General features: G+C 48.1%; 28 protein-coding genes and 2 pseudogenes. 28 read left to right on the top strand and 2 right to left on the bottom strand.

Going from position 1 to position 22,263, the window contains the following annotated elements; genetic code table 11:
- From V5G28_RS06850 to V5G28_RS06835, 4 genes are all read left to right on the top strand, one after another.
- A partial coding sequence (locus V5G28_RS06850) for an ATP-binding protein (RefSeq protein WP_336229916.1) occupies window positions 1–2,517 on the top strand: 2,517 nt, incomplete at its 5' end.
- A gap of 8 nt (window positions 2,518–2,525) precedes the next feature.
- The gene (locus V5G28_RS06845; protein WP_336229914.1) at window positions 2,526–5,432 is read left to right on the top strand and encodes a PAS domain S-box protein; all 2,907 of its coding nucleotides are present in this window, start codon (window positions 2,526–2,528) and stop codon (window positions 5,430–5,432) included.
- 7 nt (window positions 5,433–5,439) lie between these two features.
- On the top strand, window positions 5,440–6,069 hold the full coding sequence (locus V5G28_RS06840) for a response regulator transcription factor (protein ID WP_336229912.1): 630 nt from the start codon (window positions 5,440–5,442) through the stop codon (window positions 6,067–6,069).
- Between the two features lie 242 nt (window positions 6,070–6,311).
- Window positions 6,312–6,989, top strand: a complete 678-nt coding sequence (locus V5G28_RS06835) for an isochorismatase family protein (RefSeq protein WP_336229910.1) — start codon at window positions 6,312–6,314, stop codon at window positions 6,987–6,989.
- Window positions 6,990–7,187: 198 nt separating this feature from the next.
- Here the strand turns inward: V5G28_RS06835 and V5G28_RS06830 are convergent, their stop codons facing one another.
- Window positions 7,188–7,742, bottom strand: a complete 555-nt coding sequence (locus V5G28_RS06830; RefSeq protein ID WP_336229909.1) for a PadR family transcriptional regulator — start codon at window positions 7,740–7,742, stop codon at window positions 7,188–7,190.
- A 124-nt stretch (window positions 7,743–7,866) separates the two neighbouring features.
- Here V5G28_RS06830 and V5G28_RS06825 point away from each other — a divergent pair, with 124 nt between their 5' ends.
- The 10 genes and pseudogenes from V5G28_RS06825 (at window position 7,867) to V5G28_RS06780 (ending at window position 13,982) form a co-directional block, all read left to right on the top strand.
- The gene (locus tag V5G28_RS06825; protein ID WP_336229908.1) at window positions 7,867–8,760 is read left to right on the top strand and encodes a pirin family protein; all 894 of its coding nucleotides are present in this window, start codon (window positions 7,867–7,869) and stop codon (window positions 8,758–8,760) included.
- On the top strand, window positions 8,753–9,169 hold the full coding sequence (locus V5G28_RS06820; RefSeq protein ID WP_336229907.1) for a hypothetical protein: 417 nt from the start codon (window positions 8,753–8,755) through the stop codon (window positions 9,167–9,169). The genes V5G28_RS06825 and V5G28_RS06820 overlap by 8 nt, the downstream gene beginning before the upstream one ends.
- Window positions 9,170–9,591: 422 nt before the next feature.
- Entirely contained in the window at window positions 9,592–10,149 is a 558-nt protein-coding gene (locus V5G28_RS06815) for a DsbA family protein (protein WP_336229905.1), read from the top strand.
- 47 nt (window positions 10,150–10,196) lie between these two features.
- The gene (locus tag V5G28_RS06810) at window positions 10,197–10,565 is read left to right on the top strand and encodes a helix-turn-helix domain-containing protein (protein WP_336229903.1); all 369 of its coding nucleotides are present in this window, start codon (window positions 10,197–10,199) and stop codon (window positions 10,563–10,565) included.
- A 231-nt stretch (window positions 10,566–10,796) separates the two neighbouring features.
- Entirely contained in the window at window positions 10,797–11,141 is a 345-nt protein-coding gene (locus V5G28_RS06805) for an AraC family transcriptional regulator (RefSeq protein ID WP_336229902.1), read from the top strand.
- Window positions 11,125–11,178 carry a hypothetical protein gene (locus V5G28_RS06800; RefSeq protein ID WP_336229919.1) on the top strand — a complete coding sequence of 18 codons (54 nt, stop codon included), beginning with the start codon at window positions 11,125–11,127 and terminating at the stop codon, window positions 11,176–11,178. Before V5G28_RS06805 ends, V5G28_RS06800 begins: the two co-directional genes overlap by 17 nt.
- A 124-nt stretch (window positions 11,179–11,302) precedes the next feature.
- On the top strand, window positions 11,303–11,677 hold the full coding sequence (locus tag V5G28_RS06795; protein WP_336229901.1) for an ester cyclase: 375 nt from the start codon (window positions 11,303–11,305) through the stop codon (window positions 11,675–11,677).
- A gap of 23 nt (window positions 11,678–11,700) precedes the next feature.
- The gene (locus V5G28_RS06790) at window positions 11,701–12,084 is read left to right on the top strand and encodes a hypothetical protein (protein ID WP_336229898.1); all 384 of its coding nucleotides are present in this window, start codon (window positions 11,701–11,703) and stop codon (window positions 12,082–12,084) included.
- A 257-nt stretch (window positions 12,085–12,341) separates the two neighbouring features.
- A complete protein-coding gene (locus V5G28_RS06785) occupies window positions 12,342–13,133 on the top strand; it encodes a CPBP family intramembrane glutamic endopeptidase (protein ID WP_336229896.1) in 792 nt (263 codons plus the stop codon).
- A gap of 70 nt (window positions 13,134–13,203) precedes the next feature.
- Window positions 13,204–13,982: pseudogene (locus V5G28_RS06780) on the top strand (SDR family oxidoreductase).
- Here V5G28_RS06780 and V5G28_RS06775 read toward each other — a convergent pair.
- Window positions 13,914–14,324 (bottom strand): hypothetical protein, encoded by a 411-nt coding sequence (locus tag V5G28_RS06775; protein ID WP_336229895.1) that lies wholly within the window; start codon window positions 14,322–14,324, stop codon window positions 13,914–13,916. The pseudogene V5G28_RS06780 and the gene V5G28_RS06775 overlap by 69 nt on opposite strands.
- Here V5G28_RS06775 and V5G28_RS36605 point away from each other — a divergent pair.
- The 14 genes and pseudogenes from V5G28_RS36605 to V5G28_RS06710 form a co-directional block, all read left to right on the top strand.
- Window positions 14,272–14,454, top strand: coding sequence for an SDR family oxidoreductase (locus V5G28_RS36605; protein WP_442994226.1), 183 nt, complete (start codon window positions 14,272–14,274; stop codon window positions 14,452–14,454). The two genes, V5G28_RS06775 and V5G28_RS36605, sit on opposite strands and share 53 nt — an antisense overlap.
- A gap of 65 nt (window positions 14,455–14,519) precedes the next feature.
- Window positions 14,520–15,488 carry an SDR family NAD(P)-dependent oxidoreductase gene (locus tag V5G28_RS06770; RefSeq protein WP_336229893.1) on the top strand — a complete coding sequence of 323 codons (969 nt, stop codon included), beginning with the start codon at window positions 14,520–14,522 and terminating at the stop codon, window positions 15,486–15,488.
- Window positions 15,489–15,609: 121 nt separating this feature from the next.
- Window positions 15,610–15,888 (top strand): alpha/beta fold hydrolase, encoded by a 279-nt coding sequence (locus tag V5G28_RS06765; protein WP_336229892.1) that lies wholly within the window; start codon window positions 15,610–15,612, stop codon window positions 15,886–15,888.
- A 93-nt stretch (window positions 15,889–15,981) separates the two neighbouring features.
- On the top strand, window positions 15,982–16,893 hold the full coding sequence (locus V5G28_RS06760; protein ID WP_336229890.1) for an alpha/beta fold hydrolase: 912 nt from the start codon (window positions 15,982–15,984) through the stop codon (window positions 16,891–16,893).
- 13 nt (window positions 16,894–16,906) lie between these two features.
- Window positions 16,907–17,281: a nuclear transport factor 2 family protein gene (locus tag V5G28_RS06755; protein ID WP_336229889.1), complete on the top strand. Its 375-nt coding sequence runs from the start codon at window positions 16,907–16,909 to the stop codon at window positions 17,279–17,281.
- 18 nt (window positions 17,282–17,299) lie between these two features.
- Complete coding sequence (locus tag V5G28_RS06750; protein ID WP_336229917.1) at window positions 17,300–17,398, top strand: hypothetical protein; 99 nt, start codon at window positions 17,300–17,302, stop codon at window positions 17,396–17,398.
- Window positions 17,399–17,439: 41 nt separating this feature from the next.
- Window positions 17,440–18,504 carry a Kelch repeat-containing protein gene (locus tag V5G28_RS06745; protein ID WP_336229886.1) on the top strand — a complete coding sequence of 355 codons (1,065 nt, stop codon included), beginning with the start codon at window positions 17,440–17,442 and terminating at the stop codon, window positions 18,502–18,504.
- A gap of 122 nt (window positions 18,505–18,626) precedes the next feature.
- Entirely contained in the window at window positions 18,627–18,851 is a 225-nt protein-coding gene (locus tag V5G28_RS06740) for a hypothetical protein (RefSeq protein ID WP_336229884.1), read from the top strand.
- 146 nt (window positions 18,852–18,997) lie between these two features.
- A complete protein-coding gene (locus tag V5G28_RS06735) occupies window positions 18,998–20,035 on the top strand; it encodes a hypothetical protein (protein WP_336229883.1) in 1,038 nt (345 codons plus the stop codon).
- Window positions 20,036–20,047: 12 nt separating this feature from the next.
- Window positions 20,048–20,335, top strand: a complete 288-nt coding sequence (locus V5G28_RS06730; RefSeq protein ID WP_336229881.1) for a hypothetical protein — start codon at window positions 20,048–20,050, stop codon at window positions 20,333–20,335.
- Window positions 20,336–20,352: 17 nt separating this feature from the next.
- Complete coding sequence (locus tag V5G28_RS06725) at window positions 20,353–20,730, top strand: hypothetical protein (RefSeq protein ID WP_336229879.1); 378 nt, start codon at window positions 20,353–20,355, stop codon at window positions 20,728–20,730.
- Window positions 20,730–20,906, top strand: a complete 177-nt coding sequence (locus V5G28_RS06720; RefSeq protein ID WP_336229878.1) for a hypothetical protein — start codon at window positions 20,730–20,732, stop codon at window positions 20,904–20,906. The genes V5G28_RS06725 and V5G28_RS06720 overlap by 1 nt, the downstream gene beginning before the upstream one ends.
- Window positions 20,907–21,039: 133 nt before the next feature.
- On the top strand, window positions 21,040–21,399 hold the full coding sequence (locus V5G28_RS06715; RefSeq protein WP_336229875.1) for a hypothetical protein: 360 nt from the start codon (window positions 21,040–21,042) through the stop codon (window positions 21,397–21,399).
- Window positions 21,400–21,632: 233 nt separating this feature from the next.
- Window positions 21,633–22,263 (top strand): annotated as a pseudogene (locus V5G28_RS06710) (S9 family peptidase); the annotation flags it as partial.

Genomic DNA, 22,263 nt, shown 5'->3' with positions numbered 1-22,263 from the left:
GGCACGGCATTAGGGAGTAACGGACAGATCATCATTGATGTGATTCCCGAAGTAGAACTGATTATCGGCAGGCAGCTACCCGTCCCAGAGGTGGGAGCCACAGAAGCTCAAAATCGTTTTAATCGAGTTTTCCAGCAGTTTATTCGAGTATTTTGTTCCCAAGAACATCCTCTGGTGATCTTTTTAGATGACTTACAGTGGGCGGATTCAGCCACGCTGAAGTTAATCGAACTAATGATGCTTGACGAGCAAACCCAATTTCTATTTCTGATCGGAGCCTATCGAGATAATGAAGTGAATCCAGCGCATCCACTGGCATTAACGCTGGAGCGATTGAGGAAACAAAGGGCAGTGCTTCAAGAAATCATTCTGGCACCCTTAACGCTCTTGCCGTTGAGTCAGTTGATTGCCGAGACGTTGCATCAAAATACTGACACTGTGCGATCCTTAGCTGAGTTGGTATTGCATAAAACGGAGGGCAATCCTTTCTTCGTTGGTGAATTTTTGAAAATGCTCTATGGCGAAAATCTGTTGACTTTCGATACACAACAGTTGATCTGGCAGTGGAACCTGGCAGAGATTGAAGCTCAAAATATCACGGATAATGTGGTGGAGTTACTGCTGCGTCAGTTGCAGAAATTGCCGGAAGCAACACAGCAAACTCTCTGCATAGCGGCTTGTGTTGGGTCTGAGTTTGATTTAGAAACGTTGGCGATCGTTTGCGAAAAATCACCGAAAGCAATTTTCCAGGATCTACTAGCAGTAATACAAGCGGGATTAATTCAACCTCTGTCTGAATTGGACGAAGATTTGTTAGTTCAAGAGTATAAGTTTCTGCACGATCGCGTGCAGCAAGCGGCTTATGCTTTGATTGATGAATCGCAGAAACAGGTTGTTCATCTCCAAATCGGTCGCAATTTGCTCGAAAAAACTTCACCAGAGCAACGATCTGAGCGGTTGTTTGAAATCATCGATCATCTCAATCAAGGACTTGAGCTAGTCACTGCTCGATCAGAACGAACTGAAATTGCCAGATTGAACTTAATGGCAGGTCAGAAAGCAAAGGCAGCAACGGCTTATGAAGCAGCGCTTCAGTATTTCAATACAGGGCTTAAACTGCTTGATGGGGAAAGTTGGCAGCGTGAGTATGACCTAACTTTGGTGTTGCATTCAGAGGCAGCAGAGGCGGCCTACCTCAGCGGTCACTTTGACGAAATGGAGCGGCTTGCAGAAGCAGTGCTTAACTGTGCGAAGACGGTGCTCGATACCGTGAAAGTTTACGATAGCAGGATTCAAGCATGGCTATCGCGGGGAGACCCTAAAGAAGCCCTGAAAACTGGCTTGGAAGTGCTGCAACGCTTGGGAATTCGTTTAGTGGAAGCTCCAAGTCAGTTAGATGTTCAAGCAGGATTAGAGGAAACCGCTTCACGATTGGCTGGGCGGGAAATCGAAGATTTGATTGATTTGCCAGAGATGAGTGAACCTGTGTCACTGGCAGCAGTCTACATTTTAGTAGGCATATATACTCCGGCTTTTATTTCGACACCCGCTCTGATGGTGCTGATTATATGCAAGATAGTGAATTTATCGATCGCCCATGGAAACGCGATCTGGTCGCTGCTTGGTTATGTTGGCTATGGCATGATCCTATGTGGCGTTGAACAAGACTTTGAACTGGGCTATCGATTTGGCAAATTATCCTTAAATTTAGCGAAACAATCAAATAACAAGAGAGGTAATTGCAAAGCATTGATGATGGTGAGTTTCCATATCATTCTCTGGAAAGACCACCTTAAAGAGACGTTCCCTGGCTTTGCTGAAGCTTGGCAAAGCGGTATAGAAAGTGGAGAGTTTGAATTTGCGGGTTATTCTGCAATTGGCCTATGTTATTACCCCTTTTATGCAGGACAAGAACTGACAGAACTGGAACAACAAACCGCGATTTATCGGAAAGCCACCCATCAAATTAGACGAGAGACTCCTGCCACCTGGCTGGCAATGTTGCAACAAACGATCCTGAACCTGCGAGGTCAGTCTGAAACCCCAAGTCGCTTAGTGGGTGGTCTCTACGACGAAGAGCAAGCACTGTCATGGACGATCGCGGCAAAGGATGGAACTGGCCTTCACTTCTTTTACTTAAATAAGCTGATTTTATGCTACCTGTTCGGAGAGTATGAGCAAGCTGCAAAAACGGCTACTTTGGTAGAACCGTATTTAAACACAGCCACAGGATTAATGTCTGTTGCTGTATTTCGTTTCTATGACTCCCTAATCGTTCTGAACGTGTTGGCAAATGCTGCAAACTCTGAAAAAACATCCTGGTTGAATCGCGTTAATGCCAATCAGGAGAAGATGCAGAAATGGGCATACCACGCCCCCATGAACTTTTTGCATAAATACCATTTAATCGAGGCAGAGAAGGCGCGAGCTTTGGGCAATTTCTTGAGGCTGAAGAGTTTTATGAACGGGCGATTCAAGGAGCCAGAGAAAATGAATATATCCAGGAAGAGGCGTTAGCATACGAATTGGCTGCAAAACATTATCTAGCGCGAGGTCTGGAAAAATTTGCTCAGCTCTACATGAAAGAAGCACACTACTGCTATGAAAGATGGGGCGCAACTGCTAAAGTTAAAGACTTAGAAACTCGCTATCCACAGTTCTTTTCTCAGTCGTCTAGAGCCGCTTCCGCATCAATTCCTATTACTGCCGATACTATCTCTAATCCCTTCCATACTGCTTTCGATTTAGCAGCAGTGATGAAAGCTTCACAGGCGATCTCTCGTGAAATTGAACTGAAGCAACTGCTGCGATCACTGATGCAAACTTTAATTGAGAATGCTGGCGCACAAACCGGATATCTGATTTTAGAAAACTCAGGAGAATGGTCGATTGAAGCGGCTTGTGAACTCAATGCCGATGAGAATGCTTGTGCGACTCAGGTGTTACAATCTATTCCAATTGCCGATCAATTGCCAGAATCAATCATTCAATATGTGATTCGGACTCTAAAATCTGTCACCTTAAATGATGCGACTCGTGAAGGTGCTTTTATTAATGAACCATACATTCAACAGAACCAGCCTCAATCTGTTTTCTGTTTGCCGCTGCTGAATCAAGCCAAGCTGGTCGGCGTATTGTATTTAGAAAATCGGTTAGCAACTGGAGTATTTACACCAGAGCGATCGCAGGTCTTACAGCTATTATCGACTCAAGCAGCGATCGCCATCGAAAATGCCAACCTTTACTCAGAACTGCAGGCTAAGGAAAGCAAGATCGCCCAGTTCCTCGAAGCGATTCCGGTGGGAATTGCGATCGTGGATGCGACGGGTTGCCCTTACTATGCCAACCAATGCGGCAATCAACTCCTGGGCAAAGACACTGATACTTCCATAGCGCCGGAGCAGCTCTCAGAGGCTTATCAGCTTTATGTAGCGGGAACGGATCAAATCTATCCAGCGGAGAGCTTGCCTATTGTGCAGGCATTAAGGGGCGAACGCATCAGGACTGAAGATATAGAAATTCGTCGAGATCATGCCTCAATTCTACTTGAGGCACGGGGAACACCAGTTTTTGATCAACAGGGCAATATCACTCATGCGATCGCTACCTTTCAGGACATTACAGAGCGCAAGCAAGCCGAGAAACTCCTAGCCGACTACAACTGCACTTTAGAGCAACAGGTCGCAGAACGAACTGCTGCGTTACGACAAAGTGAAGCCAAGTTCCGAACTATCTTTGAAAACTCGCAGGTCGGCATCTACCGAACCCGCCTCTCGGATGGATTAATTCTCAATGCCAACCAACGCCTTGCTAACCTGTTGGGCTTTGATTCACCAGAGGAGATCATTGGGCTAGAACACAGCGCCAACTATTTTGTAAATCCCAGCGATCGCCAACACGCCATTGAGGTGATGAAGCGGGATGGGGAACTGCAAAGCTTTGAAGTCCAGATGCGAAAACGAGATGGGACACTGTTCTGGGGACTTACCTCTTCTTATCTGAATGCAGCCGATGGATACGTCGAAGGGGTGGTTGCAGATATTAGCGATCGCAAACAGGCAGAGTCCGCTCTACAAATAAGTGAAGAACGACTGCGCTTAGCATTAACCGCTTCAAATCAAGGACTCTACGATCTCAACATCGAAACTGAAGAAGTTGTGGTTAACCCAGAATACGCTTTAATGCTGGGTTACGATCCAGCAACATTTTACGAGACCAAATCTAGTTGGATTGAGAGTTTGCATCCTGACGATAGAGAGTCAGTGGTTGCAGCTTACGATGCTTGTATTACTGGAGAAGTTCCCAGCTATCAAGCAGAGTATCGCCATCGTACCCAGGATAGTCAGTGGAAATGGGTTTTTGCTGTCGGCAAAATTGTTGCCTGGAATGAATTCGGTGAACCCACCCGAGCGTTGGGAGTTGTTACGGATATCGAAGATCGCAAGCAAGCAGAAGAAGCCCTACAAGTCTCAGAGTCAAAGCTACGGACTCTAATTGAGGCAATTCCCGATCCATTGTTTGTATTCTCTGCTGAAGGGCGATTCCTTGAAATAATGGTACTGGAACCAGATCTGCTATGGCACCCATTTGAGGAGATGATTGGTAAAACTATGCATCAACTCGGAAGGGAAGAAGCTGATGAGTTTCTGGGTTATATTCAGCAGGTACTGAGAACCCAACAAATCCTCACGGTCGAGTATGGTGCGTTTCTAAATGGACGAGAAATGTGGTTTTCGGCTCGCATTGCCCCAATCAGCCACGATCAGGTGATTTGGCTGGTGCGAGATATTACAGCGCAGAAGCAAGCAGAAGAAGCCTCAATTTTAGAGGAGCGCAACCGCATGGCACGCGAAATTCACGACACACTTGCTCAGTCGTTTACAGGCATTCTGGCTCAGGTGGGAGCGGCAAAACAGGTGCTAACGGATGATGTAGAAGCAACTCAGGCACACCTGGACCTGATCAAAGAATTGGCACGAACTGGACTGACTGAAGCGCGGCGATCGGTAGTAGCGCTCCGTCCTCAGCTTTTGGAGGAGGGCAGTTTACAGAGCGCTCTACACCGTCTCATCGCTCAAATCAGAACTGCCGCAATGGATACCACTCTACATTATGAGATTGAGGGTGCAGTGTATTCTCTACCCACTGAAGTCGAGAGTAACCTACTGCGGATGGGGCAGGAGGCATTAACCAATGCGATTAGACACGCCAATGCTGACGAAGTTCGAGTGCAGCTAGTCTACGATCGCGATCAATTTTGCTTGCGCGTGAAAGACAATGGGCAGGGCTTTGGAGTCGGGAATATTCCAGCCTCTGAGGGTTTTGGCTTACTCGGCATGAGCGAACGGGCAGAGCGCATCGGCGCACAACTCACGATTCGGAGTCAACCTGGGCAGGGAACAGAAATTATTGTCACCGTCAATCGGAAGTAGCATCACGATGAGCCAAGCCACGACTATTCGGGTTTTGATTGCGGACGACCATGCTATTTTTCGGCAAGGATTAGCCACGATTATTAACCGTGACCCAGATATGCAGGTGATTGCCCAAGCTGAAAATGGGGAACAGGCGATCGCCTTATTTCGGGAACACCAACCAGATGTAACGCTAATGGATCTGCGAATGCCTGAAGTGGAAGGAGTTGCCGCCATTGGTGCAATTTGTGCGATCGTTAAATCTGCTCGGATTATTGTACTGACCACGTATGATAGTGACGAAGATATTTACCGGGGATTGCAGGCAGGCGCAAAAGGATACCTGTTGAAAGAAACTGAACCTGACGAGCTTCTGAATGCCATTCGTACCGTTCATCGGGGTCAGAAGTATATTCCGCCCGATGTGGGAGCAAAGTTAGTACAGCGCCTGAGTAATCCAGAACTGAGTGAAAGAGAACTAGAAGTACTCCGCTCACTGGCGCAGGGAATGAGTAATGCCGATATTGCGACTGCTTTGAGTATCGGTGAAGGCACGGTTAAATCTCATGTTAATCGGATTTTGAATAAGTTAGATGTCAGCGATCGTACTCAAGCGGTGATTGTTGCCGTTAAACGCGGCATTGTCAGTTTGTAGGGTGTACTTTCGATCAGATTCGGATTCTAACTTAAGTTATAGCTAGCTTTCTACTCCGCGATGGCACGGTTACTCTATCAATTTGTACTGTAAAAATTTTAACTTGCTGTAGACGACGGCTTGAAAGCGATCTCCTATATTGAACTTATTCCGAAAGAAGCTGAGTACTAGAACTGGACACGCCCCAGATAGCTAGGAAAAAATGACATTGATTGAATTTGAATGAAAAAGGAGACAAACCCATGAGCAACACCATTGACACAATGATCGATCCCAACGACGCCGTGCTGCTGCTGATTGATCATCAGAGCGGACTCTTCCAACTTGTGCGTGACATCGAACTCCCAGTCCTCCGCTCCAATGTTACGGCGCTCGCCAAGATCTCGCGACTCGCCAAGATTCCGACCTTCACGACTGCTTCGGTACCCGATGGTCCCAATGGTCCTCTGATTCCCGAAATCCACCAGCACAATCCTGACGCGGTTTACATTCCGCGCACAGGCCAGATTAACGCCTGGGATAACCCGGCTTGGGTAGACGCGATCGAGAAGACTGGGCGAAAGACTCTTCTCATCGCTGGAACTCTCACCAGCGTCTGCATGGCGTTTCCGACGCTGAGCGCACTGGCCGCTGGTTACAAGGTCTTCACGATCATTGACGCTTCCGGCAACTGGAGCCAGATGGCGACCGACCTCACTCTGGCCCGCGTCGTCCAAGCGGGAGCCATGCCCATCGACACTTACGCAGTAATCGGCGAACTCATGAACACGTGGAACCGTCCGGACGCAATGGAGTTTGCCACTGTCATGGTTGACCTCATGCCGATTTACCGCGCCCTGATGGAGAGCTATGACAAAGCTCAATCTGTGCAACGAGATGGACGGGAGACCAAGCTCGACCGGCAAATGGCACCTGTGTAAAAGCACCTAATTGCAACGCGCACGCGCAAAATAAAAAAAGTGAAGGCGAGGAGTTGGTTATCAGTTCCTCGCCTCGCATTTCCGATAAGAGTGTCCGTAACGCCCCAACAAGCAGGCTAATCGGCATTGTCAGTTTGTAGGGTGTACTTTCGATCGAGTTCGGATTCTAACTTAGAAGAAGGAATTTACGTTGATTGGCTACGAATTGTTGCGGTCGCGCAGCGTGTGCATAGCACGTATCGCCTTTTCCAACCAATCTAAATAAGTCTGTTCCCGTTGCTTCACTAAGTCCAAAACCAGTTGATGCAGTTTTTGTTCACGCGATGCAGTCGGATGACTCAAAGATAGAGTCTCGATCGCCTCACACTGGGCTAGCTTTTCTTGCCGTGCTTCCAGTTCCTGCTCTAGCAGATACACGATCTCCTCGTTAGGCAACTGAGCCGCAAAATAGAGTTGCGCCAGCAACGGCTCTCGCAACACGGGCAACGGATGATGCGTCTGGAGCCAGTGGGTTAACTCTGCTTCACCTGCTTCAGTAATCCGGTAAACCTTGCGATTAGGGCGATCGTGCTGAATCTCAACAGTACAGGTAATCCACCCCTGTGACTCCAGTTTGTCTAAAGTCCGATAAATCTGTGCCTGATCTGCTGGCCACAGATGGGAAATGCAATCGTCAAAGCACTCGGTTTTGAGGTCGTAGCCGGTCCGCTCCTGTTGCTGGAGCAGACCCAGAATCACATGGGCAAGAGACATAGGCGGTTTACCGAACGAACAGGGAGGACAAGCCCTACCCATAGAATTTATATCCTTCTATGCTAGTATATGATTAATCACATATAGGATAAATCTTAAAAACTGTCTGATTGGAGGCAACAGTATGACAACTCAAACTCAAACACTCCGAACCGTTGCTGGAATCATTAATAGTGTAGAAACACTTGAAGGAGCAGGCTTCTTGGTGCGTCGTCCCTTTCCCAAGAGTAGCTTTTCCGAGTTTGACCCCTTTCTCCTCCTCGATGAATTGGGTCCCGTGAATCTGAAGTCCGGTCAAGCAAAGGGCGCACCGGATCATCCCCATCGTGGCTTTGAAACCGTCAGCTACGTCCTGGATGGACGGCTGGAACACAAGGACTCGGTCGGTCATGCCGGACTGCTCAATCCCGGTGATGTGCAGTGGATGACCGCTGGTGCAGGCGTAGTGCATTCCGAAATGCCAGAAGCTGAGTTTACCCGCACGGGTGGGCGACTGCACGGCATTCAACTGTGGGTCAACTTGCCGCAGCGGGACAAGATGATTGCTCCTCGCTATCAGGAAATTCCATCGGCGCAAATTCCGGTGGCTCACACCAAAGATGGGTCCGTGACAGTGCGCGTGATTGCGGGAGAAGCGTTGGGGGCGAAAGCGGTGATTGAAACCCGCACTCCGATTATCTACCTGCACTTCACGCTACAACCGGGAGCAAGCATTGTTCAACCGATACCGAAAGAGTACAACGCCTTTACCTATGTCCTCGATGGGTCTGGTTTGTTTGGCACTGAGCAGGAACGGGGTGAGGATGGGCAAATGGTGATTTTTGCACCTGATGGTGAGGAAGTGGTGATCGCCAATCCTGCGGATGCCACCCAACCCCTTGATCTACTGCTGATTGCTGGAGTGCCGCTGAATGAACCTGTGGTACGCTATGGTCCCTTTGTGATGAACACTGAAGCCGAAATCTTGCAAGCGATCGACGATTACCGAAATGGAAGGATGGGACAGATTCATGCTTAACACGCTTCAAAACCGCATTACCCAACATCAACTTCTGACCAATATACGCATCAAGTTATTGCATTTGCATAAACTGTTGTTGGATACAGAGCGTATTCATTACGAACAGGTGCGCGGACGGGTCTCTAACAGTGAATTGCTGCAACTGGTGATCAATCACGATCAATTTGCCTGGTTGCATCGCCTCTCAGAATTGATTGTGCAAATTGATGAGTTAATCCACTCTGATGAGCCTATCACCTCCGAGGCGATCGCTGCTCTCATTGCTGATGTTCGGATTCTACTCACACCTGATGAAGTTGGAAATGGCTTTGCTGTGAAGTATGATATGGCGTTTCAGCGTAACCCTGATGTGGTGTTAGCTCATGCTGATGTGGTCACACTGCTAGCGACTAAAGTTCAACTATAAATTGAGCAGTTCGTCCAGATTAATTTTAACCTGGACAAACTGCTTTTATGGATTGTATTTACCGAATCGTAAGCATTCGCGGCGTGTTCAGGTGTTTAATGATTTCCTAATTCAGTGATTTAGGAATCCGTCCTATTGGGAAAGGAACGTTTGACGAACGATACTGCCTACTCTGACAGTTAATCTGCGAATTGATATATTTCCTAAACGAATTGATGCACCCGATTCTAACTTAAGTTATAGCCCGCCTTCTACTCTGCAATGGCATAGTTGCTCTATCAATTTGTACGGCAAAAAATTCAACTCGCTATAGACGACGGCTTGAAAGCGATCTCCTATATTGAATTTATGCAAACAGTTATGCAGTCAATGGATTGAGCAAGTAAATTGCAAGGTTCCATGCTTGATGTAAATGTAGAAAAATGAACGACGATTGTAGCCACAGTTCCTTACTTGTACCACCTTCAACCCAAGATTGGATTCAAGGTGTGTTGAGTGCCAAAATAGTGCTGGTGATGTATGGAGACTATCAAGACCCCAAAAGTGCAGACGTTTACAAGCTGATTAAAGCGATCAAACGAGAGCTTAGTGCTGCTTTTGGAGAGGATGATTTATGTTTTATCTTCCGTCATTTTCCGCAAGCACAGATTCATTCTCATGCTCAACGGACCGCCCAAACTGCCGAAGCAGCCGCTGCCCAAGGACAGTTTTGGTCAATGCACGACACTTTGTTTGCCCATCAACAGAAGTTAGAAAATGGTTATCTTGTAGAGTACGCCAACGATTTAGGACTTAACGTTCCTCAATTTCTGCGAGATATCGCAAGAGGGACATATCTCGATCGCATCAATGAAGATATTGAAGGCGGAATACAGAGTGGAGTAACGACTGCTCCAGCCCTATTTATCAATAACATTCGATATACCGGACGCTGGAAGATGACAGAGTTAATGACAGCTATTGTTGCTGCAAGTCATTAAGCTCCCCAACCTTTGTTCGCCATCCATGTTTGACTGAGGACAATTTTATGAAATCCAGTCCACGATCGACCAAAGATGATTTTAAGCAATCAAGGTTTTCAACTCAGGCTGATTTTTCCAATGCTCTCTCTTCTAATCATGCCCTTGTTACGGTTGCCCAAGAGGTCGCTGAGCGGTTCCAACAAGCCTATCCTCCTCCATCTGATGACAGTAACTCGGTTGAGGCGATCGTGATTCGCGCAGTTGATTCAGACTTGAGGCAAATGATTCTCGCTGAATCACTCACAGATCGGGAGTTAGAGGTGTTGCAATTGATTGTTGATGGAGACAATAGTATCGCGATCGCTCGGAAGCTTAATATTTCTGTGGGTACGGCAAAAACTCATATTCGGGACATTCTGAAGAAGCTCATATGAGCAACTTCTGACACATTCGTGCCTAGTGCTTATTTCTGAAAAGTGAGCAAGGTTTCAATCTAATTCATGACAATTCGGTCGATGTTTAAAGGCTCATGCTTTTAGATCTTGGGCAGCTTTGTTGCGCTCAATTTCTAACTTAAAGATTCTGTTTTTACTTGCTAGTGCCAGTAAGCTTCCTGATTTTGACGGTTAGCTTTTCCTGTCGAACAAACCACCAATTTTTGTACCATGCTAACAATTACAACGCCAACCCTTGAATTCAAGAACAGAGGCTTAACGCGCACCCAATTGCAACAAGTACTCGACTATATTAATACTCACCTTAATCGAGATTTGTCACTGGCTGAACTTGCAGAAGTGATCAACATTAGCCCAACTTACTTTGCCAGTGCATTCAAACAGGCGATCGACATTTCTCCACACCAGTATGTGATTCAACAACGAGTGGAGCAAGCGAAATTGATGCTGTCGAAAACGGATTTTGCGATAACCCTTCGGGATAGCTTCGCTTACCGCAGATATTGCCTTACAAGTGGGTTTCTCCAGTCAAAGCCATTTGACGCAACAGTTTAAGCGATTTACTAGCATGACACCAAAACAGGTGCGCTAACTCTATAAGACTCTGACAAATCGCCGTGAGAATCACCAAAGCAGTCAATTATTGAGACCTACTACACTTCGGCTCGGATAGGTAGAACATTACAGAACTAGAAATCATGGAGTTATTTCACATTATGGAACAAACACTTGAACAAAATAAAACATTCATCCGCAATCACTTTGAGGAGTTTGTGAACCGCAAGAATTCTGCTATTGCTTACCAAAACTTCGCATCTAACTTTATAGATCGCGAAGAACCTTTTGTAGGATTGGCAAGTCCCGAACTGGTTAAGCAAACGATGGATAAGGCATACGTAAAGTATCCCGATTTGCACGTTACGGTTGAGGACACGATTGCTGAGGGTGACAAGGTTATGGTGCGGTGTCTGTGGCGCGGAACCGATGCATCTACGGGAAAAAAGATGGAGTTTAAGGGCTTTGTGCTTTGGAGATTAGCAGATGGCAAACTTGCTGAACGTTGGGCGACGGTTACACCGCCACTTCGATAATCATCCGGCGTGACTTACTAGATATGAAAAGAATTGTTGCTGCTACTTTATTAACTCTTGCTGCTGCGCCTATAAGTCTTTTCACTCAAAGCGCTGAAGCTGATGATAGATATACTATTTGCTATCCTATCACCCATCAAAAGGTTTCAGAGGATGCTGCTGATCACCCTGGTGCCTATAGAGATGGCTATCGTCAAGGCACAGACAGTGCTCGTGATGGGGAGGCTTATAGACGCCGTACTGCAGGTGGTGAATTTGCCCGTGGTTATGAAGACGGTTACTACGGACGCCGTTTTTCACGTCAGCAATACGTTGTTCCTACTCGGGTTGAGTACTACACAACTCAACAATGCAGGACCCATACTAGACCTGAACGTAACAGACATAGAGATAGAGATAGAGATTAATTTCGTTCACACGACTAAAGTCTTTCCAAAAACGAACAATTTAGTAATTTAGAAAACTGAGCTTTAGTCTTGTTCAAATAAATGAACACGTTCACTACAAGTTGAGTCATCAAGGCATCGCTTTTTTAGTCAATATTGATTGAAACAGGAGAAATAGGAATGATACTTCAGAATAAGGTGGCGTTAGTCACCAGTTGTCATTCTCTATCTTGGCATTGTGTCTACCCAGTATTCTGATGTCTCTAGAGATTAAATCAATGGCAGTTTTGAAACAATTTGGGATTCTATTTGTATTGGGCATTGCGGGAATTGCGATGGTTACGATTACGTCGGTTCCATTAATTGAGCAACAGTTGGCGAAACTGTCTCCAGAAACACTGGAAAAAGTGCCTCCACTGCGGATTTTAATGCTTCTGCAAGGACTACAGCCTACAGTTCTACTGGCAATCAGCATTCTGATCGGAATTGGTTGTGCCTATCGTGTTGGATTACGCTCCCATTTGATTGATCACTGGGTGTTTCATATCGCTAAGTCTCCATCTTTTACCGTTGAGATGAAGTGGAGCTTGGGTGTAGGTGCAGCGACGACGATCGTTCTCCTGTTGCTCGATCAGTTGATGCAACCTGTCCTACCTGAAGCGCTACGGGCAGCCAATAATACAGAGCCAAGTGGGTTGAATTTGCTTACAGCAATGTTCTATGGCGGCATCACTGAGGAAATTCTGATGCGCTGGGGTTTAATGTCGCTGCTTGTTTGGATCGCGTGGAAAGGGCTAAAACAAGGCGTTACGTTGCCAAGTCAAGGGATTTACCAGGGTGCGATCGTTCTAGCCGCGTTGGTATTTGGACTACTACACCTGCCAGCGACTGCCGCGATCGTTTCCCTCACTCCAGTTGTGATTGTCCGAGCGATATTACTCAATGGGATTGCTGGCATTGCTTTTGGTTGGCTCCTTTGGCAATACTCGCTTGAGGCTGCGATGTTATCCCATGTCAGCTTTCATGCCTTTTCCTTTGCTCTTAGTCTTTTGCTGGCAAGATTTGTCTAAGCTTTTTTCTAAAGCGATTTCATGATTATTTCAAGACAGAACAACCGGACTTGATTTTAGGAGAAATAGAATGATACTGCACGATAAAGTGGCGTTAGTTACTGGAGGAGCATCAGGAATTGGTCGTGCAACTGCGATCGCTTATGCCCAACAACAAGCAAAGGTGGTGGTGGTGGGTCGTCGAATTGATGAAGGTGAAGAAACTGTTCGATTGATTAAGGAAGCTGGCGGAGAGGCAATTTTTGTGCAAGCAGATGTCACGAAAGAAGCCGATGTTAAAGCAATGGTTGATAAAGCGGTTGGCGTTTTTGGTCGGTTAGATATTGCCTTTAATAATGCAGGAACTGTCGGCGAAAATCCCTCACTGATTGAGCAAACAGAAGCGGAATACGATCGCATGATGAATGTCAATGTCAAAGGCGTTTGGTTGTCGATGAAGTATGAAATCGCTCAGATGTTGAAACAGGGAAGTGGTTCGTTCGCCTCTGGCGGCACTATGGCATCGTCAATACGACATCTGGGCTTGGAGTCGTTGGATCTCCTAGCCAACCCCTCTACACCGCGAGTAAACATGCGGTAGTAGGCTTAACAAAAGCTGCTGCGCTCGAATATGCCAAAGCGGGTATTCGCATCAATATCGTTGCACCAGCAGCAATCGAAACAGATATGTTTGAAGCAGCTACAGGTGGGCAGGATGAAGCCAAAGCTTACTTGACAGGACTTCACCCGATCGGACGAATTGGAACACCTCTTGAAGTTGCAAATGCAGTCCTGTTTTTATCATCTGACATGGCATCGTTCGTAACAGGTGAAACGTTGATGGTAGATGGTGGGTATGTAGCGCAGTAGTCGAAAGGCAGTGCGAAACGTTGCGACCAAGTAGCGATCGACCTGCATCATCCGCTCGATCACTCTCCGTGCCGTTGGTTCCTCAAGGGCATCCCGATAGTACGCAGTGTTTGATTGAGCAGTAATACATCCAAAGGAGTCCATCATGACGACAACACTTGCAGGCAAAGTTGCACTGGTAACGGGTGGTTCTCGCGGTTTAGGAGCGGCGATCGTAGGGTATGCGAAAGGTGTCCAGCGTGATCTTGGCCCGCGCAACATCACCGTAACCGTCGTGTAGCCAGACATCATGCCGACGGACATTGCGGCGGCTATAGCCGACAAAGTGCCGGAAGCGATCATGGATCTTCACGCAATCCGCCCGATCGCAACCTTGGAGGAGGTGGCGGCGACCGTTTGCTTCCTCGCAGGTTCAGAGGCGGGCTACATCAGCGGTGGCGTAGTGGACGTGTCCGGCGGATTCCAAATCTGAGCGTCGAAGCTCAGGCTGAAAGAAGATCAAAACTTTTACACTCACAATTAACGAAAGGAAAAGAAATGGCTGAAAAATTTGGTGCAAAATCGACCGCCGACGAGGTGCTTTCCGGCATTAATCTCAAGGGAAAGCGGTTTCTCATTACGGGTGCATCGTCGGGCATTGGGCTTGAAACCGCCCGCTCACTGGTCGTTCACGGCGCTAGTGTCGTCGGTGCGGTCAGGGATCTCGCTAAAGCTGAGCAAGCCACTGCATCGATTCGTGATGCCGCGTCGCAAGGAGGTGGCAGCCTGGAATTGATCAATCTCGATCTGGCATCCTTGCAAAGCGTTCGCGCCTGCGCGGATAAACTGTTGGCTGACGGTCAGCCGTTCGATTCCATCATCGCTAACGCTGGCGTTATGGCAACTCCGTTCGGTCGGACGATCGATGGCTTTGAAGTCCAGTTGGGGACGAACCATCTTGGTCATTTCGCCCTGATCAATCAGATCGAGCCGTTGCTCGCCGATAATGGACGGCTGGTAGTCCTGTCGTCGCTCGCGCATCGCGGTGCCGATATCGACTTGGACGATCCGAATTTCGAGCAGCAGGCGTACGATCCATGGGTTGCTTATAGCCGATCGAAAACCGCCAATTCACTGTTCGCTCTGGAGTTTGACAGGCGGCATCGCGATCGCGGCATTCGGGCTGCTTCGGTGATGCCCGGAAACAGTCTGACGGATCTACCCCGCCATTTCTCGCCGGAGGACTTGCAGGGACTTTTGAAGACTGTTGACGCAGCACGCACCGAAGCGGGTCTGCCGCCGAAAGAGTTGAAAGAAATTCCGCAGGCAGCCGCGACGTCGGTTTGGGCAGCAGTCGTGGCTAACAAAGACGAGATCGGTGGACACTATCTCGAAGATTGTGCGATCGCGCCGATCAATGACACGCCCAACCCGTTTGCCGACGGCGTAAGGTCGTATGCGCTTGACGCTAACAAAGCTAAGCAGCTTTGGGCGAAAAGCGAGGAATTGATCAGCGCTGTATCCTAAAAGTTATCGCGCAAGAATTTGACAAAACACCCTAAGAATCTGAAAGAAACCGAGCCTTGAAATTCACTACGCTTAAGTTAAATCAAACGAGAATCCGACGCAGCATTCATAGGAGATTTCAATGCCTTACGTTACTGTCGGTCAAGAAAATTCTGCAACCATTGATCTCTACTACGAAGATCTTGGGGCAGGTCAACCTGTTGTTCTCATTCATGGATTTCCCCTCAACGGTCATTCCTGGGAGAAGCAGGTCTTAGTGCTGCTAAATGCAGGGTATCGAGTGATTACCTACGATCGCCGAGGATTTGGTGCTTCTAGCCAACCCTCATTTGGCTATCCGACAAAGGTTTTTGGCTTCCCCCGTCAGGGGTGCGAGCGCTCTCATTTTTCGGTCTACTGACAGTGGGGAGATGAATCAAAATCGCTTCGACTTTTGTCAATAAAATTTAGATGCGTTTACCCTGTGATTTGGAATAGTCAGGAAAAACTATTCATGAGAAAGTTCATTCTTCGGTTAGTTATTATCGTTCTGGTTGTCAGTGTGCTTGTTGGCTCTGGTTGGCTGAATCGCGCAACTCCTGCTTCAACCTGTGACATCGCAACTCGCTCTACCCAAATCGGGAGTGGAACGCTTTCCTATAATCAAGCAGGGACAGGACAGCCGATTTTACTGCTGCATGGATTATTTGCCGAGAAAGAGCAGTGGAATGGCATGATGTGCGAGTTGGCTAGAGCAGGCTATCAAGCGATCGCACCCGATTTACCCGGTTATGCCAAGAGTACTGGATTTACCGTGAAAGACTATGCGCTAGAGAATCAGGCAGCCCTCCTGCACCAGTTTACCCTTGCGTTAAAGATTCAATCCCTTGATGTTGCAGGTAGCTCGATGGGGGGCACGATCGCAGCCCTTTACAGCCAGCTTTATCCCAACCAAGTTCGCAGCCTCGCCTTTATCGGTTCACCGCTAGGCATAACGAATTGGGCAACTAGCGTCAGGAAATCGATTATTGAGGGCATCAATCCCTTTATTCCGATTACCAAAGAGCAGTTCGATCTAGAAATCAGTCTGCTTTTCGTGACGCCTCCTACGATTCCGGATGAGGTCAAAACCGAGAAAGTGAACGATTATGTGAATCGTAATCGAAATTATCAGCAGACTTGGGACATTGTGAATCTTTATGATGATGTGCTTTGTCAGTTGCCTCACAGTCGGGTTCCGACCCTGGCAATTTGGGGTCAGGAAGACAAAATCTATGATATTCGGGATGTCGATCGCTCACATCGCTGTCTTCCAGGGAGTCAAATTATTCAATTACCCAAAGCAGGACATTTGCTGTTGATCGAAAACGCTCAGGAAGCAGCATCGAATTATCTTGGTTTTCTGAAAACAATCAAAAATCGATAGACGAATCAAGCATATGGAAACTAGACAAATCGCCGTCATAGAGCGACTGCAACAAGCACAGAACGCACAAGACCTGGAAGCGCTTTTAGCCTGCTTTGCACCCAACTTTCAGGGCAATCATCCACTCCATCCTGAGAGAGGTTTCGAGGGAATTGAGAATGCTCGTAAGAATTGGTCTGGCATCTTCCACGCCATCCCAGACTTTCACTCAGAGTTGCTCCGTTCGGCAGTAGAGGGTGACACGGCTTGGGCTGAGTGGTACTGGTTCGGCACCCATCGTGATGGTACGCAGTTTGGTATGCGCGGCGTGAGTATTGTTGGTGTACAAGCGGATCAGATCAAGTGGGCACGCTTGTATATGGAACCTGTATCAGCGAGTAGCGAATAACCCGTAAACTCAACGGAAATTGCTCAAGCGGTTGTGTTTCTCTGCTCTGATGCTGCTAGCTATATCACTGGGCAACCCTTAAGAGTCAATTTGAATAAACAGGCGATTGTCCGATAACAATGATTCCGACAGCAATGATTAGAAATAGAGTATGTATTATGCCGCCTAGATATCTGCTTTCCCTGTCGATCTCGATCTTTTCGGTCATTGCGCTATGGTCGCCCGTACTCAGTCAAGCACAAAGCCAGTTGCCGTATTGGACTAAAGCTGCACCGCCAACGGTCGCTCGGCAAGAGCTTTATCCAGAAGTTCTGAACGGAAAAATTTACGTGGTCGGCGGTTTACTCAGCCCAAACACTGGGTTCTCAGCTCATTTCGAGTCTTACGATCCGGTCAAGGATGCATGGACAGTATTGAGACCGCTACCTGAAGCACGCCATCACATTACGCTGTCGGCAGTCAATGGTTTGCTCTACGCTGTTGGCGGTTTCACAGGTGGGTTTCCGGACTGGCGTGCACAGCCGACGATGTTTATATACAATCCTGCCTCTAATACCTGGATTAAGGGCACTGACCTGCAAGTAGCTCGCGCAGAGGGTATATCCGCCGTGGTCGATCGTAAAATCTACCTGATTGGCGGGCGCGTTCGAGCTACTGAGGATGCTCGGCTGTTTAATGACCATATCGACACCGTGCGAAACGAAGTATTTGATCCAACGACCCAACGCTGGTCAATCCGTGCCAATGCACCAACACCGCGAAACAGTGCAGCGTCTGCCGTAATTGATGGAAAGATCTATGTCGTTGGTGGTCGTCAGTTTGTCAAGAATGCTGATGGTACGACGCGCCAAGTCAACGTGCCAAATCTTGAGGTTTACGATCTGAAGCTTGATCGTTGGGAGACGCGATCGCCTATGCCTCAAGCAAGAGGTGGTCTGGCTGCGACCTCGCTCAACGGTAAGCTTTACGTTTTTGGCGGTGAACAGTGGGTTCCAGAGCAGAAAGTTTTTGCCGAAAGTTGGGTGTACGACCCGATAACCGACGTTTGGGAAGCATTGCCGCCCTTGCCAACCCCACGACATGGATTGGGGGCATCGACTGTGGGCAACCGAATTTTTGTGTTTGGTGGCGGAACCAAAACAGGCGGAAATGCAGCTACAGCAATACACGAAGTGCTGGTATTGTCGGCTAACCTCAACAGTGAGAAAAATAACGATGACTAACGACAAGATGAAGATCGCATTAGTAACAGGATCGACTGCTACTTACACCCCGGTACATGTATCTGGAACCAACCTCGTTGCACCATTTGACCAAATCGGGTTAAACCAAAGCTCGACCGTGGGTGACTTCGTTTCCTTCGTGGTCTTTTAATGCAGACAGCGACAATCATGGTTTTTCGCTGAGGACATTTCTCGACTTGACCAACACAGCAACGATTGGAGGCATTCTACACCGAAAATGCGGAGTTGTTTTTGGACGCCCCCTTAGCGATCGATGGTGGATATACAGCAGGCTAAATCGCGATCTGCCTTGGCAGATATCTTTTTGCGATCGCAGTTCCGAATAGGTGGTTTCTAAGCAATTTGCTGGAATGACCTCGAAACAGGTTCACTATCGCTGAAAGAAGCACCATCAGAATCTGAAAGAAACTGAGTGTTGGAAGTCATCACACTCAAGTAAATGCAACTGGTTTCATAACAAGAGGTAAAAATCATGATACTTGAAAATAAGGTGGCTTTAGGACAGGTACTTTTTGCCGGAGGATCGGGCTTCGTGGGGCGCACTGCCGTCAGGTGGTTCCGCGAGAGGCACCCCAACGTTCGAGTGCTCGTCGGAGGACGGAACCTGCAATCGGCAGGTGAAGTCGCCCAGGAGGTGGGCGCTGCCGAAGCCGTTGCCATAGATCTCGATAAGCCCCGCTTGGGTCTCGGTGATGATGTCACAGTAGCTGCTGTAGTCATGTTGGCTCCCGAAGCCGGACTCAAAGGACTGAACTACGCGCAGGACTTGGGCATCCCTTACCTGAACATCAACGCTGCCCTCACCGAAATCGGACCTGAGTTGGCGATGTTCGCGCATCGTGCGACCGCAGCACCCGTCGTGCTCGCCAGTCACTGGATGGCTGGTGCGGCTGTGTTTCTGGCACTCAACAGTGTCAAAGGCTTCGAGGTCATCCACTCCATCCGGATTGGAGCAATCCTCGACGAGAATGATCCAGCAGGTCCAGCGTCGCTCGAAGATATGGAACGGGTACACGGGGTTGCTCCCCCCGCAATGGTATTCGAGGGTGGGCGGCGCGTATGGCTGTCCGGCGACGCAGCAAAGGGCAAGATCGAATCAATTGACGGTCGCTCACTTGATGCCACCGCATTCTCCACGTTCGATATCGCTAGCCTCCATGCTGCCACTGGGGCACCGAATGTACGTTTCGACCTAGTGACTGACGAATCATCCAGCCGCCACCGGGGCAGTGAGGCAGCGACCGAGATCGTCGTCGAAATTGAGGGCGAAGCCGATGGTCGAACGCAGCGTTCGCGATCGATGCTGGAGTTCAAGCATGGCGCAGCCTCACTAACGGGTCTGAGCGTCGTTCTTTCTCTCGTGTCGGTATTGGGACTGAACGACCGCGCTCCTGCCCGACCTGGGTTTTACCTACCCGAACTGCTCTCGGATACCGAATGGTTTCTGAATGAACTCCGCAGTGCGGGAGCGACTATCTACGAAGACTCTAAGTCAACTCTACAGTTTTAAGGTGGTGGAAAAATGATTAAATGCAAAGATTTTGCGCCTCGGATTACTGAACGGGGACCCTTCGGCGGAGCTTCCGAGTATGAATCTTTCTCCGAGGTTGTGAGTGCTGTTAATCAGTGGATCGAAAATACAACGACACAGGTGATCAATGTTGAAACTGTCGTTTTACCTGATCGCATAGAAGGCACAAGTGATGATGACTACGGATTGACGGTCAGTAATAGTTTCCACCCAGTGACGATCAGTCAAGGCGTTACAATCAATTGCTTTCAATGTGTGCGTGTCTGGTACAGAGAATAAGCTCTATTGGAGAAGGAATGAAACGATTTACCTTATTTACTTTCCTGTATCTCGCGCTGGGAGTTTGTCTGACGGCGATCGCGCTTGGATACCCGAACCTGCCTTCGGGTCTTCAAACCAGCCTGTTCGTCAGTGCAGGAGCCTCCTACATTGTTTGTCTCCTCAGCACCTTCCCATTTTGGCGCGAGACGACGATCCGCTTCTATCGCAGACGGAATTCAGCGGTAATTCTACCCTGGTTGGCGATTGGAGTGAATATTGTTGTGATGATCTGGGAGGTTCAGAGTCAGAACTGGACGATGGAAGCCATTTTACAAGCGTTTTCGCGGCTATTAGTTGTCTTAGTGTTTGCAGAAATCATTGCGATTACATGGCAAGTGAATTCTGAAAATTGATGGCTAAATCGGATGATACCGAAATGAACTCGTTCTTCACCATAAGAATCTGGAAGAAATCAAGCATTGGAACTCAGTACACTTCAGATCAACACAACGCGATCGACTATCCTTTCAAACGACTGCACGAACAATCGATTGAGTCCTTTGACCTGGTTTTACTGCGACTGAAATGAGCGATCGCACATGAAAACTTTTCAACACAGAGGGATGAATATGAAGACTTAGATTTCGATGCTGCTAATTTTAGCAAGCGTGAGCTTGTTCTGGTGCGACGATCAACGAGCGAAAGAACAATTGAATAGCACAATGAACAGTTGGATTGGTCGGGATATCAATGAGTTTGTTCGCAAATATGGTACACCCACGACAACGCTTACGTTACCCAATGGAAACACAATCTATTCCTACAACACGGATCGAGAACGGGAGTTTAATCAGCCAATCTCTGTGAATGAGTTTCAGAACGATCGAGGCGAGACAACTACGATAATTAGCGGAGGCAACACGATTGTCGATCGTGATTTCTGTGAGATTGATGTCGAGTTTGATCGCTCTAGTGAAATTCAGTCCTGGCGCTATGAGGGTAATTCTCCAAAACATTGCAACATTAAAAGCCTGCCGAAAACGCTCCAGAAGCAATTACAAAAAGACGACATTCTTCCGTAGGTCAATGCCATGTTCAAAACTGCAAAATCACGACGATAAGTACTGGAATTCGACCTCTTTGGATTTCGACTCTCATTTCAAAAGATACCAATGCGCCGCACAACCCTTTTCGCGATCGCGCTACTCTTTACCACCTATTTCGCCTCCGCCTACACGAAGTCCACAGCAATGTCACCTACAATCACCTATCCTGAAACCAAGCGAGTCGATGTCGTCGAGCAACATTTCGGACGATCGCCGACCCCTATCGCTGGCTGGAAAACGATGTCCGCAACGACAAGGAAGTTGCCGCCTGGGTCGAATCACAGAACAAAGCTTACCAACGCTTATCTCAATACGCTGCCGGGTCGGATATTCTTCAGAACCGACTGAAACAGTTGTACAACTATGAGCGGTTCAGCATTCCGGTCAAAAAGGGGGGGCGGTATTTTTACCTCCATAATTCCGGACTTCAGAACCAGCAGGTTCTTTATGTCCGCGACAGCGTGGATAGCGCAGGGCGCGTGCTGATCGATCCCAACAGTTGGGCAGAGGACGGGGCGACCGCACTTGCCGAGTGGTCAGCTTCTGATGATGGCAAGCGCGTGGCTTATGCGGTGCAGGATGGCGGCACAGACTGGCGCACGATTCGGGTACTGGACGTGAACACGGGCAAGGTACTCGACGATGAGGTCAAATGGGTGAGATTCACCAGCATCATCCCATGGACGAAGGACGGATCTGGCTTTTTCTACGCCCGTTACCCTGAACCGAAGCAGGGCACCGAATCGCAAGCAAGCGTAGCCAACCATGCCGTCTATTTTCACGCGATCGGCACCCCCCAGGCGCAAGATCGACTGGTCTATACAAACCCGGATCAGCCGA

Source organism: Scytonema sp. PRP1 (assembly GCF_036697665.2).
Lineage (GTDB): Bacteria > Cyanobacteriota > Cyanobacteriia > Cyanobacteriales > Nostocaceae > Kalymmatonema > Kalymmatonema gypsitolerans.
This window is presented reverse-complemented; position numbering and strand designations above follow the sequence as displayed.

Excerpts from the sequence above, each read along its gene's own strand:
- V5G28_RS06840 (WP_336229912.1), top strand. The coding sequence starts at position 5,440 with ATGAGCCAAGCCACGACTATTCGGGTTTTGATTGCGGACGACCATGCT.
- V5G28_RS06835 (WP_336229910.1), top strand. The coding sequence starts at position 6,312 with ATGAGCAACACCATTGACACAATGATCGATCCCAACGACGCCGTGCTG.
- V5G28_RS06830 (WP_336229909.1), bottom strand. The coding sequence starts at position 7,742 with ATGTCTCTTGCCCATGTGATTCTGGGTCTGCTCCAGCAACAGGAGCGG.
- V5G28_RS06825 (WP_336229908.1), top strand. The coding sequence starts at position 7,867 with ATGACAACTCAAACTCAAACACTCCGAACCGTTGCTGGAATCATTAAT.
- V5G28_RS06820 (WP_336229907.1), top strand. The coding sequence starts at position 8,753 with ATGCTTAACACGCTTCAAAACCGCATTACCCAACATCAACTTCTGACC.
- V5G28_RS06815 (WP_336229905.1), top strand. The coding sequence starts at position 9,592 with ATGAACGACGATTGTAGCCACAGTTCCTTACTTGTACCACCTTCAACC.
- V5G28_RS06810 (WP_336229903.1), top strand. The coding sequence starts at position 10,197 with ATGAAATCCAGTCCACGATCGACCAAAGATGATTTTAAGCAATCAAGG.
- V5G28_RS06805 (WP_336229902.1), top strand. The coding sequence starts at position 10,797 with ATGCTAACAATTACAACGCCAACCCTTGAATTCAAGAACAGAGGCTTA.
- V5G28_RS06795 (WP_336229901.1), top strand. The coding sequence starts at position 11,303 with ATGGAACAAACACTTGAACAAAATAAAACATTCATCCGCAATCACTTT.
- V5G28_RS06790 (WP_336229898.1), top strand. The coding sequence starts at position 11,701 with ATGAAAAGAATTGTTGCTGCTACTTTATTAACTCTTGCTGCTGCGCCT.
- V5G28_RS06785 (WP_336229896.1), top strand. The coding sequence starts at position 12,342 with ATGGCAGTTTTGAAACAATTTGGGATTCTATTTGTATTGGGCATTGCG.
- V5G28_RS36605 (WP_442994226.1), top strand. The coding sequence starts at position 14,272 with ATGCCGACGGACATTGCGGCGGCTATAGCCGACAAAGTGCCGGAAGCG.
- V5G28_RS06775 (WP_336229895.1), bottom strand. The coding sequence starts at position 14,324 with ATGATCGCTTCCGGCACTTTGTCGGCTATAGCCGCCGCAATGTCCGTC.
- V5G28_RS06770 (WP_336229893.1), top strand. The coding sequence starts at position 14,520 with ATGGCTGAAAAATTTGGTGCAAAATCGACCGCCGACGAGGTGCTTTCC.
- V5G28_RS06765 (WP_336229892.1), top strand. The coding sequence starts at position 15,610 with ATGCCTTACGTTACTGTCGGTCAAGAAAATTCTGCAACCATTGATCTC.
- V5G28_RS06760 (WP_336229890.1), top strand. The coding sequence starts at position 15,982 with ATGAGAAAGTTCATTCTTCGGTTAGTTATTATCGTTCTGGTTGTCAGT.
- V5G28_RS06755 (WP_336229889.1), top strand. The coding sequence starts at position 16,907 with ATGGAAACTAGACAAATCGCCGTCATAGAGCGACTGCAACAAGCACAG.
- V5G28_RS06745 (WP_336229886.1), top strand. The coding sequence starts at position 17,440 with ATGCCGCCTAGATATCTGCTTTCCCTGTCGATCTCGATCTTTTCGGTC.
- V5G28_RS06735 (WP_336229883.1), top strand. The coding sequence starts at position 18,998 with ATGATACTTGAAAATAAGGTGGCTTTAGGACAGGTACTTTTTGCCGGA.
- V5G28_RS06730 (WP_336229881.1), top strand. The coding sequence starts at position 20,048 with ATGATTAAATGCAAAGATTTTGCGCCTCGGATTACTGAACGGGGACCC.
- V5G28_RS06725 (WP_336229879.1), top strand. The coding sequence starts at position 20,353 with ATGAAACGATTTACCTTATTTACTTTCCTGTATCTCGCGCTGGGAGTT.
- V5G28_RS06720 (WP_336229878.1), top strand. The coding sequence starts at position 20,730 with ATGGCTAAATCGGATGATACCGAAATGAACTCGTTCTTCACCATAAGA.
- V5G28_RS06715 (WP_336229875.1), top strand. The coding sequence starts at position 21,040 with ATGAACAGTTGGATTGGTCGGGATATCAATGAGTTTGTTCGCAAATAT.